This is a genomic window from Amycolatopsis ponsaeliensis (assembly GCF_030182635.1).
Taxonomy (GTDB): domain Bacteria; phylum Actinomycetota; class Actinomycetes; order Mycobacteriales; family Pseudonocardiaceae; genus Amycolatopsis; species Amycolatopsis ponsaeliensis.
Genome location: NZ_JAPZLD010000017.1, coordinates 122,309 through 135,893, shown reverse-complemented (window position 1 = coordinate 135,893; position 13,585 = coordinate 122,309). Strand labels below are relative to the sequence as shown.

The 13,585-nt window shown below is 70.3% G+C and carries 12 protein-coding genes and 1 pseudogene; 3 read left to right on the top strand and 10 right to left on the bottom strand.

What is annotated here, in order from left to right:
• Nucleotides 1–45: 45 nt before the first annotated feature.
• Entirely contained in the window at nucleotides 46–1,260 is a 1,215-nt protein-coding gene (locus QQ657_RS25340; protein WP_284744730.1) for a sensor histidine kinase, read from the top strand.
• Nucleotides 1,248–1,889: a response regulator gene (locus QQ657_RS25335; protein ID WP_284744729.1), complete on the top strand. Its 642-nt coding sequence runs from the start codon at nucleotides 1,248–1,250 to the stop codon at nucleotides 1,887–1,889. The genes QQ657_RS25340 and QQ657_RS25335 overlap by 13 nt, the downstream gene beginning before the upstream one ends.
• 33 nt (nucleotides 1,890–1,922) lie before the next feature.
• Here the strand turns inward: QQ657_RS25335 and iolD are convergent, their stop codons facing one another.
• The 10 genes and pseudogenes from iolD to QQ657_RS25285 all read right to left on the bottom strand — a co-directional run bounded on the left by iolD (nucleotide 1,923) and on the right by QQ657_RS25285 (nucleotide 11,971).
• Nucleotides 1,923–3,791, bottom strand: a complete 1,869-nt coding sequence (iolD, locus tag QQ657_RS25330) for a 3D-(3,5/4)-trihydroxycyclohexane-1,2-dione acylhydrolase (decyclizing) (protein ID WP_284744728.1) — start codon at nucleotides 3,789–3,791, stop codon at nucleotides 1,923–1,925.
• Nucleotides 3,788–4,639 (bottom strand): 5-deoxy-glucuronate isomerase, encoded by an 852-nt coding sequence (gene iolB / locus QQ657_RS25325; RefSeq protein WP_284744727.1) that lies wholly within the window; start codon nucleotides 4,637–4,639, stop codon nucleotides 3,788–3,790. Before iolB ends, iolD begins: the two co-directional genes overlap by 4 nt.
• Nucleotides 4,632–5,579 (bottom strand): 5-dehydro-2-deoxygluconokinase, encoded by a 948-nt coding sequence (gene iolC / locus QQ657_RS25320; RefSeq protein WP_284744801.1) that lies wholly within the window; start codon nucleotides 5,577–5,579, stop codon nucleotides 4,632–4,634. Before iolC ends, iolB begins: the two co-directional genes overlap by 8 nt.
• A gap of 66 nt (nucleotides 5,580–5,645) precedes the next feature.
• Nucleotides 5,646–5,963 (bottom strand): annotated as a pseudogene (locus QQ657_RS25315) (VOC family protein); the annotation flags it as partial.
• Nucleotides 5,960–6,781, bottom strand: coding sequence for an ATP-binding cassette domain-containing protein (locus tag QQ657_RS25310; protein WP_284744726.1), 822 nt, complete (start codon nucleotides 6,779–6,781; stop codon nucleotides 5,960–5,962). The pseudogene QQ657_RS25315 and the gene QQ657_RS25310, both read right to left, overlap by 4 nt.
• A 2-nt stretch (nucleotides 6,782–6,783) precedes the next feature.
• A complete protein-coding gene (locus QQ657_RS25305) occupies nucleotides 6,784–7,836 on the bottom strand; it encodes an ABC transporter permease (protein ID WP_284744725.1) in 1,053 nt (350 codons plus the stop codon).
• Nucleotides 7,837–7,850: 14 nt separating this feature from the next.
• Nucleotides 7,851–8,849: a substrate-binding domain-containing protein gene (locus tag QQ657_RS25300; protein ID WP_284744724.1), complete on the bottom strand. Its 999-nt coding sequence runs from the start codon at nucleotides 8,847–8,849 to the stop codon at nucleotides 7,851–7,853.
• 32 nt (nucleotides 8,850–8,881) lie between these two features.
• The gene (locus QQ657_RS25295; protein WP_284744723.1) at nucleotides 8,882–9,754 is read right to left on the bottom strand and encodes a sugar phosphate isomerase/epimerase family protein; all 873 of its coding nucleotides are present in this window, start codon (nucleotides 9,752–9,754) and stop codon (nucleotides 8,882–8,884) included.
• 8 nt (nucleotides 9,755–9,762) lie between these two features.
• Nucleotides 9,763–10,761, bottom strand: coding sequence for a sugar phosphate isomerase/epimerase family protein (locus QQ657_RS25290; protein WP_284744722.1), 999 nt, complete (start codon nucleotides 10,759–10,761; stop codon nucleotides 9,763–9,765).
• 19 nt (nucleotides 10,762–10,780) lie between these two features.
• The gene (locus QQ657_RS25285) at nucleotides 10,781–11,971 is read right to left on the bottom strand and encodes a Gfo/Idh/MocA family protein (RefSeq protein WP_284744721.1); all 1,191 of its coding nucleotides are present in this window, start codon (nucleotides 11,969–11,971) and stop codon (nucleotides 10,781–10,783) included.
• Between the two features lie 427 nt (nucleotides 11,972–12,398).
• Here QQ657_RS25285 and QQ657_RS25280 point away from each other — a divergent pair, with 427 nt between their 5' ends.
• Nucleotides 12,399–13,409: a LacI family DNA-binding transcriptional regulator gene (locus QQ657_RS25280; RefSeq protein WP_284744720.1), complete on the top strand. Its 1,011-nt coding sequence runs from the start codon at nucleotides 12,399–12,401 to the stop codon at nucleotides 13,407–13,409.
• The last annotated feature ends 176 nt before the right edge of the window (nucleotides 13,410–13,585 follow it).

Below are 13,585 nucleotides of genomic sequence, written 5' to 3'. Positions count from 1 at the left end.
CCTGCATGATGGTCCCGCCGGACCGGTCTCGATTACCGTTGGATCATGGACACGCCACGACGTACGCCGACCGCCGCTTCGGCGGCTTTCGGGTTCGTCGCGGCGGGGGTGTCCGTGCAGCTGATCACGCTCGGGATCACCACCGCACTCTGGTTCGGCCTGCACCTGACCGACGTGAAGTTCGCCAGGGACGTCGTCCTGGGTGGCGTGGTCTTCACGGCTCTCGTGCTGCTGGCCGTGTCCCCGGTGCTGACCGCGGTTCAGCGGAACCGGCTGCGCGCCGTGCTCGGCATGGACATCCCGCCGGACACCGCGAGGAGGTGGACCTGGCGCGGCCTCGCGGCGACCGGGCGGCAGTTCGGCTACCACGCCGTGGTGGCGCCCGTCCTGGCCGCGTATGCGCTGCTGGCGGCCATCGCGTGGACGGCCGGTGTCGTCCTGGCCGGGATCGTCGCGTACCTGCTGGTGCTCCCGGCCGTCAGTCTGCTGCGCACCACCGGTGACGCCCGGCATGCCGCACTCGGCGCGGTTCGACCGGTCTTGGCGGCCGGATCACGCACGGCCGGCCTCGTCGCCCAGCTGGACGTCTGGGCGGCGGACGCGCTGCTCGGCCCGAACCGGCTGCACCGCCGGCTGGTGGATCTGGCCGAAAGCCGTGCGGGCGTCGTGGACGCCGCGGATGCCGAACGCCGCCGGATCGAGCGCGACCTGCACGACGGCGCCCAGCAGCGGCTGGTGTCGCTGGCCATGAACCTCGGCCTGGCCCGCGCCGGCCTGCCCGACCTCCCCGACGAGGCGAAACAGGTGATCGTCGACGCGCACGAGGAGGCCAAGGAAGCCCTGGCCGAGCTCCGCACCCTGGTTCGCGGCCTGCATCCCGCCATCCTGGACGACCGGGGCCTGGACGCGGCGTTGTCCGGCATCGCCGCGCGGGCCCCGGTTCCGGTCCGGCTTCGGGTGGACATGGCTGCGCGGGCGTCCCCGACCGTCGAGGCGGTCGCCTACTTCATGGTCGCGGAGGCGCTGGCCAACATCGCCAAGCACGCCCACGCCAGTTGTGCCGGGATCGAGGTGCGGCGGCTCGAGGACGTGCTGACGGTGATCGTGACCGACGACGGCGTCGGTGGGGCCGATCCGTCCCGCGGGACCGGGCTGACCGGCTTGGCGCACCGGGTGCGCTCGGTCGACGGCATCCTGTCGGTGAGCAGCCCGGCCGGTGGGCCGACCAGCGTGACCGCGGAGCTGCCGTGCGCGTCGTGATCGCCGAGGACTCGGTCCTGCTCCAAGCCGGTCTGGCCCGGCTGCTCGGCGTGGCCGGGATCGAGGTCGCCGCCACCGTCGGCGACGCGGAAGCGTTGCTGGCTGCGGTCGCCGAACACCGTCCCGACGCGGCGATCGTCGATGTGCGGATGCCACCCACCCACACCGACGAAGGCATCAAGGCGGCCCTGGTGATCCGCCGCCAATGGCCCGCGGTGGCGGTCCTGATGCTGTCCCAGTACGTCGAGGAGCGTTACGCCGCCGACCTGCTGTCGGCCAACACCAGCAAGGTCGGCTACCTGCTGAAAGACCGGGTGGCCGACGTCGCCGAGTTCGTCGACGCGCTACGCCGGGTCGCTTCCGGCGGCACGGCGCTGGATCCCGAGGTCGTCGCACAGTTGCTGCTGCGCCACACCAACGGCCCGCTCGACCGGCTCACCCCGCGCGAGCGTGAGGTACTCGCCCACATGGCCGAAGGCCGCGCCAACGCCGACATCGCCGAAACGCTGGTCATCACCGAAAGCGCTGTCGCCAAGCACATCAACGGCATCTTCGCCAAGCTCGACCTGGCGCCGGGCGACGGCGACCGCCGGGTACTCGCCGTGCTGCGCTACTTGCGGGAAGGGTGACCCGCACCAAGTCGATGCCGGCTCGCGGAAGGCCTACAGGTAGTGGCGCTGAGCGTGCTTGGTCGCGGAGTAGGTCTCGTGGGCCTTCCGCGTGGATTCGAGTTCGGCGACCTGGCTGACCGGCACGTCCCACCACGCGGATCCCGGCGGGTTGGGGCCGTGCAGGTCGGTTTCGACGTGCACGACGGTCGTCGCCGGGTTCGCCTTCGCCTGCGCGATCGCCGTCGTGAATTCATCCACTGTGGACGCACGCAGGACGGTGGCGCCGAGGCTGGCCGCGTTCGCCGCCAGGTCGACCGGCAGGACACCGCCTTCGAGCAGGCCCGAGTCGTCGCTGCGGTACCGGTACGACGTGCCGAAGCGTTGCGAGCCCAGTGCTTCCGACAGCGCGCCGATCGAGGCGAACCCGTGGTTCTGCACGAGCACGATGATCACCTTGAGGCCTTCGGCGATCATCGTGACGATCTCCTGGGCCATCATCAGGTACGAGCCGTCGCCGACGAGCACGACGACCTCGCGATCCGGCGCGGCCATCTTCGCGCCCACGCCGGCGGCGACCTCGTAGCCCATGCACGAGTAGGCGTACTCGACGTGGTAGGCCTTCGGATCCCGGGCCCGCCAGAGCATCTGCAGGTCGCCGGGCATCGACCCGGCGGCGTTGATCACGACGTCCCGGTCGTCGAGCGCCTGGTTGAGTGCGCCGAGGATCTCCGTCTGGGCGGGCAACGGGCCGTGGCCGAGACTGAAGCACGCGTCGGCCTTGCGGTTCCAGTCGTCGGCCAGCATGCGGGTCCGCGTGCGGTACGCCTCGTCGACCTGCCAGCCGGACAGGGCACCGTGCAGGGCTTCGATGCCGCGTTTCGCGTCCGCGAGCACCATGTCCGCGGAGTGCTTCGCGGCGTCGAGGCGCGCGACGTTGAGGTTCACGAACCGCACCGCCGGGTTGCCGAACACGGTGTGCGAGGCGGTCGTGAAGTCGCTGTAGCGCGTCCCGATGCCGAGGACTACGTCCGCTTCGGCGGCCAGGGCATTGGCCGCCGACGTGCCGGTGGAGCCGAGGCCGCCCACCGCGCACGGGTGGTCCCACGCCACCGCGCCCTTGCCGGCGTGGGTGTCGGCGACCGGGATCCCGGTCGCCTCGGCGAAGGCCCGCAGCTGCTGCTCGGCTCCGGCGTAGACGACCCCGCCACCGGCGACGATCAGCGGCGCCTTCGCGCTCCGCAGCGCGTCGGCCGCCCGCGCCAGCGCGTCGGGCTCGGGCAGCGGACGGCCGACGTGCCAGACGCGGCGCCGGAAGAACTCCTCCGGCCAGTCATGGGCCTCGGCCTGGACGTCCTGCGGCAGGCACAGGGTCACCGCACCGGTCTCGACCGGGTCGGTGAGCACCCGCATCGCGGCGAGGGCGGCCGGGATGAGCTGCTCGGGCCGGGTGATGCGGTCGAAGTACTTCGAGACCGGCCGGAACGCGTCGTTGACCGTGACATCGCCGCCGCGGGTGTCCTCCAGCTGCTGCAGCACCGGGTCCGGCGACCGGGTGGCGAACACGTCGCTCGGCAGCAGCAGCACCGGCAGCCGGTTCGTGGTCGCCAGTGCGGCACCGGTGATCATGTTCGTCGAGCCGGGGCCGGTCGAGGCGGTGCAGGCGAAGGCCTGCAGGCGGTTGCGCATCTTCGCGAACGCGGTGGCCGCGTGCACCTGGCCCTGTTCGTTGCGCGCCAGGTGGTACGGCAAGCCGGCTTCGCCCGTGCGGGCGGCCTGCAGCAATGCCTGCCCGATGCCGGCGACATTGCCGTGGCCGAAGATCCCCCACACCCCGGGGATCAGCCGCTGCTCCACGCCGTCGCGCTCCGAGTACTGGTTCGCGAGGAACCGCACCAGGGCCTGCGCGGTGGTGAGTCTCATCGTGTGCCTCCGAAGGGCAGCCGGCGGTCGAGGTCCTGCGACTCCCAGGTCCGGCGGACCCAGCCGTGCGCGGGGTCGTCGCAGATCAGCCAGGCCCGCTCCGGTCCGGGGCCGGCCATGACGTTGAGGTAGTAGAGGTCGTACCCGGGCGCGGCCATCGACGGGCCGTGCCAGCCGTGCGGGACCAGCACGACGTCGCCCGAGCGCACCTCGGCGAGCACGTCGATCGGCCGCTCGTCGGTGCCGTGGACGCGCTGGTAGCCCATACCGCCACCGCCGACCTCGAAGTAGTAGATCTCCTCGAGTTCGCTCTCGCCTTCGCGGGCTTCGTCGTGCTTGTGCGGCGGGTAGGACGACCAGTTGCCACCCGGGGTGAGCACCTCGCACACCAGCAGCCGGCCGGCGTCGAAGGTGTGCGGCAGGCAGTAGTTGTGCACCTGGCGGGAACAGGTGCCCGCGCCGCGCAGCTCGATCGGGACGTTTTCCGCGGGGCCGTAACGCGCGGCGAGCTTCGTCGTGGTGCGGGCCGCGGGGAGTGCGAAGCGGCCGGTGCCGGTGATCGTCGCCTCGATGTCTCTAGGCAGGTAGGCGAAATCGGTGACACCGTCGAACACGCCGGTGCGCCCGGTGAGGGCGAAGGTTTCTCCCGCCACCTCGACGGTGCAGTGACCGGAAAGTGGCAGCACGATGCACTCACTGTCCCCGGTGGACACTGCCCGCGCGTCGTGGTCCAGAGCCAGGATGCGCAGCCCGGAGAAACCCCAGCCCGCCGACTCCGGTGTGACGACGAGCTCGAACGGGTCCTCGGCGGTGCTGCCTGCCTGCCGGTGCAGCAGCTTGTCAGACACTTTCGGCAAGCCTTTCCAGTACTTGTTCCTCGGTGGGCATCGCGTCCGAACACGCCAGTTCGCCGGCCACGTGCGCGCCGGCCGCGTTCGCGAACCGCATGATCCGCTCGGTCTCCCAGCCCGACAGCAGGCCGTGGCACAGCGCGCCGCCGAACGCGTCGCCCGCGCCCAGGCCGTTGACCACCTCGACCGGCACCGGTGGGACCTGCACCTCACCGGAATCGTCCACCGCGAGCACACCCTTCGGGCCCTGCTTGACCACCGCGAGCGAGATTCCCCTGTCCCGCAAGGCCTTCGCTGCCTCCCGCGGCTCCCGTGTCGCGACCGCCGTCTCGACTTCGTCGAGGTTCCCCACGGCGACGGTGACGTGGTCCAAAGCCTTGCTCACCCACTCGTGGGCCTGCTCGCGGGAGTCCCAGAACATCGGCCGGTAGTCCAGGTCGAGGATCGTGATCCCCCGGCGACCGCGGGCTTCCAGCGCCTCGAGCGTGGTCGACCGGCTCGGCTCCTGGCACAGGCCGGTCGCGGTGATCCAGAAGATCCGCGCGTCACGGATGGCGTCCAGGTCGAGGTCGGCGGGATGCAGGTCCAGGTCCGGTGCCTGCGGGAAGCGGTAGAAGTACAGGGGGAAGTCGTCCGGCGGGAAGATCTCGCAGAACGTGACCGGCGTCGGCAGGAGCAGGCTCGTGCCGACGAACCTGTCGTCCACGCCGTAGTCCCGCAGGGCGCGGTGGACGAACCGGCCGAACGGATCGTCGCCGGTCTTGGTCACCACCGCCGAGCTTCGTCCGTACCGCGCCGCCGCCACCGCGACGTTGGTGGCGGTCCCGCCGAGGTACTTGCCGAACGAGGACACGTCCTCCAGCCCGACGCCCGTCTGCAGCGGGTAGATGTCCACCCCGACCCGGCCCATGGTGACGAGATCGAACGGTGCGGCCATCGGGTTTCCTCTCGAAGCGGACACGTCTGCCACGGGCCGGCTCCGCCTTTCGTGGAGCTCGATCGCGTTCCCCGCGGGATCGGTGAGGAAGGACTGCCGGGCGGCGCCGATCGGGACGGGGTCGCTCACCACGACCCCGTCCGCGCGCAACCGCCGGATCGCCCCGTCGAGATCGGCGACCAGGACGGCGAAATGCCGGCCTCGCGCCGTCGACGGGGCACCTTCCACGAGGTGGATCTGCTGGTCGCCGACGTCGAGCCACGCGCCGGGCCCCAGCCCGGCCGGACGGTCGGTGCGGAGCCGGAAACCCAGCGTCCGCGTGTAGAAACCGACCGCCCGCTCCAGGTCGTCCACGACGAGGGCCACGTGGTGGATCCCCGTCATGCCTCACCGCTCGGCTCGTGCAGCGCACCCATGTCGGAAACCTGCACGCTGTCGATCTCGTGCTTGAGCGCGTCGAGCTCGGCGCCGCCGGCCATGTGGTGGGTCAGGTCGTCGAGGGTGAGCTCGGCGCGGGTCGCGTTGAGCTCGACTTCGCCCTGCCGCAGCACGACGAAGTGGTTGCCCACCATGAACGCGTGGTGCGGGTTGTGCGTGATGAAGATGACGCCGAGACCGGCATCCCGCGCCGCGGCGACGTACTTGAGCACGACACCCGACTGCTTCACACCCAGCGCGGCCGTGGGTTCGTCGAGGATGAGCACGCGAGCACCGAAGTAGATGGCTCGCGCGATCGCGACGCACTGGCGTTGCCCGCCGGACAGGCTGGCGATCGGCTGGTCGATGTCGGGCAGCTCGATGCCCATCTTCCGCAGCTCGGCGTCGGTCGTCTCGCGCATCGCGTCCGCGTCGATGCGCTTGAACGGGCCGGATCCGCGCGTGATTTCCGAGCCGAGGAAGAAGTTGCGCCACACCGGCATCAACGGCACCACGGCGAGGTCCTGGTACACCGTGGCGATGCCGCGGTCCAAGGCTTGCCGTGGTGAGGCGAACCGGGTTTCGGTGCCGTCCACGCGGTAGCCGCCGGCGTCGTGACCGTGCAACCCCGAGATGATCTTGATCAGGGTCGACTTCCCGGCGCCGTTGTCGCCGAGCACGCACGTGACCTCGCCCGCCCGGACGGTGATGCTGACTCCGCGCAGGGCGGTGATGTTGCCGTAGTTTTTGCCGACTTCTTCCAGTTCCACCAGGGGAGTGGTCATGGTTACCTCCGGGAGGTGCGCAGCCGCACCCACATGTTGAGCAGCGTCGCCACGAGCAGGACGGCGCCGACGAAGAACTTCACCCAGTCCGGGTTCCAGCCGGCGTAGACGATTCCTTGGGTGGTCGCGCCGAAGATCAGCGCGCCGATGGCGCCGCCGATCGCCGAGCCGTAGCCACCGGTGAGCAGGCACCCGCCGACCACCGCGGCGGCGATGTAGAACAACTCGTTCCCGACGCCGATGCCGGACTGCACCGAGTCGAAGGCGAACAGCTGGTGCATGCCGAGGAACCAGGCACCGAACCCGACCGTCATGAACAGCCCGATCTTGGTCGCCTTGACCGGGACACCGACCGCACGCGCGGAGTCGGCCTGCCCGCCGACCGCGGTGATCCAGTTGCCGGTGCGGGTGCGCAGCAGGACCCAGGTCGCGATCGCGACGAACAGGATCCACCAGAAGACGGTGATCTTGACCGCGACACCGCCGAAGTGGACGTCGGCGGCGAAGACGGCCTTGGCCGAGGCGAAGCCGGACATGTCGGCGATCGAGTCGGTCGCCACGTTGCCGGTGACCAGCTTCGTGATGGCGAGGTTGAGTCCCTGCAGCATCAGGAACGTGGCCAGGGTGATGAGGAAGCTCGGCAATCTCGTGCGCATCACGAGGTAGCCGTTGAGGAACCCGAGGCCGAGGGAGACGACGAGCGCGAACAGCACACCGACCCACACGTTGAGGGTCAGCTGGAACGCGAACATCGAGCCGACCAGGGACGAGGTCGTGACGGCGACGCCCGCCGAGAGGTCGAACTCGCCGCCGATCATCAGCAGCGCGACGCCGACGGTCACGATGCCGAGGGTGGAGCTGGAATAGAGCACGGTGGACAGCGCGGCGGCCTCGCGGAACGGCGGGGCCACCACGAAGAACAGGACGAACACGGCGATGGCGCCGAGCAGGGAACTCAGTTCCGGGCGGGCGACGATGCGGCGGCCGGCCGAGCGCTGCCGCACCTGCGCGTGCGAGCGCGGTGCTGCCGGGACGGGCGCGAGTGCTTGAGTCATCGGAATCCTCCCTGCTACCGCGTGCCCCGGTCGGCGAAGGTCGCGACCTTGTCGACGTTGGACTTGTCGATGAACGCGGGGCCGGTCAGCACCGTGGCGCTGGTGCCGCCGCTGTAGTTGCCGTTGTACTTGTAGAGCCACAGCGCATCGACGGCGAGATAACCCTGCAGGAACGGCTGCTGGTCCACGGCCCACAGCACGGATCCGTCCTTGATGGCGGACACGATCTGCTTGTTGAGGTCGAAGGTGACGACCTTCGCCGCACTGCCCGCGCCTTGCACGGACTTGCCGGCCAGCAGGGCGATCGGGGCGCCGAGGGTGACGACGTAGTCGATGCTGCGGTCCTGCTGCAGCTTGGCCTGGATGGTCGACTGGGTCGCGGCCGGGTCCTGGCCGTTGACGTAGAGGGTTTCGGTGGTGCCCTTGAAGGTCTGCTTGACGCCGTTGCAGCGGGCCTCCAGCTGGGCCTGCCCCTGGGCCTGGATGACGCAGAGGGCGTGCTTGGCGCCGGCTTCGGTGAGCTTGGTGCCGAAGGCCTGGCCGGCGATCGACTCGTCCTGGCCGAAGAACTCGAGCAGGCCCAGCTGCTTCCACTGGTCGGCACCGGCGTTGAGCCCGGCGATCGGGATGCCGGCCGCCTTCGCTTTGGCGATGCCGTCGGCGAGCGCGGCCGCGTTGGGCACGGTCAGCGCGATCCCGTCCGGTTTCTGGTCGACCGCGTTCTGCAGGAGCGTGGCCTGCTTGGACGCGTCGACGTCGTTGGTGTAGACGAAGTCGACGTTGTCCTTGGCCGCCGCGGCCTGCGCGCCCTTCTGGATGATGTCCCAGAACGTGTCGCCGGAGGGGGCGTGCGTGATCATGATGACCTTCATCTTCGGCGTGCCGGCCTGGCCGGCGGCGAGCTGCGCGCCTTGGGTGTCGGCGGTCTTCCCGCCTGTGCTGCTGCAGGCGGCGAGCACGAGCGTGGCCGCCGCGGCGAGGGTGGTCAGGGTGAACTTGGCGGATCTTTTCATCGCTGCACTCCTTTGTGCGCTCTGCGAGGGGATCAGAAGGTCGAACCGAAGTGCTTTTCCGCCAGCGCGGAAGCCTTGTCCCGCTGGCGGACGCTGATCTCTTCGGCGTGTTCTTCCCAGCCGAAGACGCACGAGGAGACGACGCCGTCGAAGCCGATCGAGGCGAGCGCGGCGAAGACCTCGTCGAAGTCGACTTCACCACGGCCGATCTCGGCGTGCTGGTGGACGCGCGCGGTCGACTCCGGTGGGTTGACGATGTAACGCAGGCCGTGCGAGGCGGTGTGGTCGAGGGTGTCGGCCAGGTGCACGTGGGTGAGCTTTTCCGCGGCGGCGGTGATGATGCCGGTGGCGTCGTCGCCCTGGTGGAAGGTATGCGGGGTGCAGTAGAGGAAGGAGATCCAGTCCTTGTTCAGCCCGCGGACCAGTTCGACCGCGGCGTGACCGTCCTCGATGAAGTCGTCGGGGTGCGGCTCGAGCACGAGCTTGACGCCCTCGCGCTCGAACACCGGGGCCAGTTCGTCCATCGACCGCAGGAACTGGCTCTCGGCCAGCTCAGGGCTCTCCGGGCGACCGTTGAACTCGGAGTTCATGGTGTCCACGCCGAGGTCGGCGGTGATCCGGATGGCCCGTTTCCAGGCCCGCACCGCGGCTTGGCGTTCCTGCTCCCCGGGACCGGACCAGCGCAGGACCGGAAGCACCGAGGCGATGCCGACTCCGGCGTCGGCGGCGCGTTTGCGCAGCTTGGCGACCGTGGCGTCGTCGGCACGGGGATGGCGGAAGAAGGGGATGAAGTCCGCCTTGGGCGAGAGCTCCATCCAGGAATACCCCATCCGCGCGACCACATCGGGCAGGTCGAGCACCGAGTGGGTCGCGTAGAACATCTGCGGGTCGAGTGCGAGTTTCATGGCGTTCCTCAGAGGCCGGTGGCCGCGCTGTGCAGGCTCTTCGCGGCGAGCGCGAGCCCTTCGGTCCGGGAGTAGGCGGCGTCTTCGTGCTCGATGTTCACGGCCATGTCCGGGTCGACGTCGGCGAGCGCACGCAGGAACCCGGTCCAGTACCCGACGTCGTGCCCGATGCCGACGGCGACGAACTTCCAGGCCGGGTTCTCCGGCCAGGCGGCGCACCAGAAGCCGTAGCCGGTCGGGACTTTGCCCGGGGCGTCGGCGGGTACGCGGGTGAACGAGGTGTCCAGGACGCCGCGGATGTCCGCGCCCGGGCAGAGCATCGCGTCCTTGGCCGCGGCGTGGAACACCAGCGGACCGAGCCACTTGATCGACGCGACGATGTCCATGCCCTGCCACATCAGATGTGACGGGTCCAGCTCCGCGCCGACGTTCGTCGCGCCGGTCTCGTCGACCAGCCGCTTGAGCGTGACGGGGGAGAAGACGACGTTGTGCGGGTGCATCTCGATCGCCACCCGGACGTCGTTCTCCCGGGCCAGCGCGTCGATCTCCGTCCAGAACGCCACGGCGACGCCCCACTGGTAGTCCAGGACGTCCAGGTAGACGCCGTCCCAGGGGTTCACGACCCACGAGGGGTACTGGGCGTCCGGGTCGGAGCCGGGGGTGCCGGACATGGTCACGACGTGCTTGACGCCGAGCAGGCCGGCGAGCCGGATGGTGCGGCGGAGGTCGTCGGCGTGCTTCGGCCCGACTCCCGGCAGCGGGTTGAGCGGGTTGCCGTTGCAGTTGAGGCCGGTCAGCTCCATCCCGCGCTCGGCGAAGATCGCGAGGTACTCCGCGCGCGCGGTCGCCGAGGACAGCAGCAGGTCCACGGGGCAGTGCGGGGACGGGATGAAGCCGCCGGTGTTGACCTCCACGGACGTGAGGCCGTTCTCCTGCAGGACGTCGAGTGCTTCGGTGAGGGTGCGGTCGTGCAGGCAGGCGGTGTAGGCGCCGAGCTTGAGGGGCATCGTGGCTCTCCTTCGCGGGTCAGGCGGCGGGCGGGACGTCGACGGCGGCGCCGCCGGAACGGGAGGACTCGACGACGGCCTGGATGATCTCCAGCGTGTGCAACGCGTCGGCGAAGGTGGCGCAGGCGGGGATGGGGTTGTCCACGCCGGCGACCTGGTCGAGGAACGCGCGGGCCTGGTAGGTGAAGTTGTCGCCGTTGGAAGCGCCCACGCCGGGGGCTTCCATGGGCACGCCGCCGGCGAAGTAGGGCAGGTTCGGGCCGGCGATGATCTGCCGGGCGCCCCGCGTGCGGGCGTCGGGCTGGGCGTCGTCGAAGAGGTACTCGGCGGGGCGGTGCTGGTCGAACGCGGCGCGCCCGCCGACGCCGAGTACGTCGAAGGCGAGCCCGTTGGGCAGGCCGAAAGCGGTACGGGACACCGAGAACGTGCCGATCAGGCCGGAGGCGAAGCGGGCGGTGAAGGTGGCGCTGTCCTCGTTCTCGACCTCGCCGAGCTCGTCGGAGACCGGGGCGGCGTTGTGCCCGACGACCGCGCCGAGCGGCAAGGGCCGCTTGCCGATCGAGGTGGACAGCTGAGCTCCGGACACGGAGACGATCGGGCCGGCGACGTACTCCGCCGCGTCGATGACGTGGGAGCCGACGTCGCCGAGTGCCCCGGACCCGGGGCCGCCCTTGTACCGCCAGCTCAGCGGGCTCTTCGGGTCGGTGGCGTAGTCGGCCCAGTAGCGGCCGCCGAACAGGGTCAGGTCGCCGAGTTCACGGTTGCGGACGTGGTCGCGGATCGCGGCGATCCCGGGCGCGCGCCGGAAGGTGTACCCGACCGCGGTGACGACGTCGGCGCCGCCCTCGAGCGCGACCATCGCGCGGGCGTCCTCAAGGGACCCGGCCAGGGGCTTTTCGCACAGCACGTGCTTGCCCGCGGCGACCAGAGCCTCGGCGAGCGGCCGGTGCAGGGCGTTGCCGACGACGATGCTCACCGCGTCGATCGACGGGTCTTCGGCCACGGCTTCCCAGCTGGGGAGGGCCTTCTCGAAGCCGTATCGCCGCGCCGCGTCTTCGCCGAGTTCGACGTTCGCGTCGGCGATCGCGGCGAGCCGCACCGGCGGGAGGCCGGCGCCGAAGACGGTGTGCACGTTGCGGTAGCCGGCGGCGTGGCTGCGGCCGGCCATCCCGGCGCCGATCACCGCGACGGAGATGGGGGTGCTGGACAAGGGGATTCGCCTTTCGTGAGCGGGGATTCAGGGCTGCTCGCGGAAGCGGGCTCCGATGGCTTCGATCGAGCGACCGCGGGTTGACCGCAGCGAAGATCGGGAACGTCGTCAGGCGATCGGCGGGAACACGAGCGTGACCACGAAGCCGGCCGGCCAGGTCGCTCGGTGGGCGCCAGTCCGGCGATGAACGCCGGGACGGGGTCCGGGGTGTCGTTCCGTGGTCGTCGAAGTCACCGTTGCCTTCGCCTCCTGCGTCGGTGCACCGGAGCGTGACTGATGCACCGAAACGTTCTGCTCAGTGCTGTGTTTCTGCTGGCTGTGAACTACCGAAACGTTCCGGTAAGGTGGCTGTGACGGTAGCCACGGCGCGGCTACTATGTCAAGACAAAGTCCGGGATCGCCCGGGTGCGAGGCTCTGGGGGTGCGGATGGCAGGCAGCGGGGATCGGGTCACGATCGTGGACGTCGCGCGGGCGGCGGGGACCTCGGTCTCGTCGGCGTCGGTCGCGCTGCGTGGCGAGCCCGGTGTGTCGGAGAAGACCCGGGAACGCGTCATGCGGACCGCCGACCGGCTCGGCTACCGGCCCGACCAGCGCGCCCGGTCGCTGCGGGTGCAGAACTCGAAGCTGCTCGGCGTGACCTTCACGATCTCGCAGGCTTTCCACGCCAAAGTGGTCGAGCACCTGTACCAGGCGGTCGCCGGCACCGGCTACGACCTCGTGCTCAGCGCCGCCACGGAGACCCGGCACGGGCTGGAGGCGGCCCACGCGCTGCTCGAGGATCGCTGCGCCGCCCTGATCCTGGTCAGCCCCGAAGAGATCGGCGACCACGAACTCGCCGCGCTCAGCCGCCAGGCCCCGACGGTGACCGTCGGCTCGCAGCTGCACGCCACCTCGGTCGACTCGGTGCACGTCGACGAGCGCCAAGGCATCGCGATGGCGGTCGAGCACCTCGTTTCCTTGGGGCACCGGGACATTTGCCACGTCGACGGCGGCCGGGCCGTCCTCAGCCGGACCCGGCGCGAGAGCTACCTCGACGCGATGGCCGAACACGGTCTCGCCGACCGGGTACGCATCATCGGCGGAAACGCCGACGAGAACTCCGGCGTCGCCGCGGCCACGGAACTGCTGGCCGGGCCGTCATTGCCGACCGCGGTACTGGCGTACAACGACATGACTGCGTTCGGGCTGCTGTTCGCGCTGCGGATCCGCGGCATCGACGTGCCGGGCGACGTTTCGGTGGTCGGCTACGACGACACCCGCCTGGCGACCCTGCGCAATGTCGAGCTGACTTCGGTCAGCCAGGACCCCGCCGAACAAGCCGCGACCGCGGTGCAGCGGGCCATCGCCCGCGCGGAAGGGCAGGCGGCGCCGGCGGGCGAATTCGTCACTCCGCCGCGGCTTGTCGTGCGGCAGAGCTCAGGTCGCGCTCCTCGCTGAACAAGCTCGGCCCCGGGCCAGGGCTAGTGACCGACCGCTCCTTCGAGTGTCCAAGTGGCCTTCGTCGCCGGAGGCGGGAGGCCGAGCGAACCGCCGAGACCCACATCCGGGCGATCTTCCGGAAACTCGGACTCGCCGACAACGGCGAGTCCGAGCTGCGGTGCGGACGTCGGGCC

Excerpts from the sequence above, each read along its gene's own strand:
- QQ657_RS25340 (WP_284744730.1), top strand. The coding sequence starts at position 46 with ATGGACACGCCACGACGTACGCCGACCGCCGCTTCGGCGGCTTTCGGG.
- iolD (WP_284744728.1), bottom strand. The coding sequence starts at position 3,791 with ATGAGACTCACCACCGCGCAGGCCCTGGTGCGGTTCCTCGCGAACCAG.
- iolC (WP_284744801.1), bottom strand. The coding sequence starts at position 5,579 with ATGGCCGCACCGTTCGATCTCGTCACCATGGGCCGGGTCGGGGTGGAC.
- QQ657_RS25310 (WP_284744726.1), bottom strand. The coding sequence starts at position 6,781 with ATGACCACTCCCCTGGTGGAACTGGAAGAAGTCGGCAAAAACTACGGC.
- QQ657_RS25305 (WP_284744725.1), bottom strand. The coding sequence starts at position 7,836 with ATGACTCAAGCACTCGCGCCCGTCCCGGCAGCACCGCGCTCGCACGCG.
- QQ657_RS25300 (WP_284744724.1), bottom strand. The coding sequence starts at position 8,849 with ATGAAAAGATCCGCCAAGTTCACCCTGACCACCCTCGCCGCGGCGGCC.
- QQ657_RS25295 (WP_284744723.1), bottom strand. The coding sequence starts at position 9,754 with ATGAAACTCGCACTCGACCCGCAGATGTTCTACGCGACCCACTCGGTG.
- QQ657_RS25290 (WP_284744722.1), bottom strand. The coding sequence starts at position 10,761 with ATGCCCCTCAAGCTCGGCGCCTACACCGCCTGCCTGCACGACCGCACC.
- QQ657_RS25280 (WP_284744720.1), top strand. The coding sequence starts at position 12,399 with ATGGCAGGCAGCGGGGATCGGGTCACGATCGTGGACGTCGCGCGGGCG.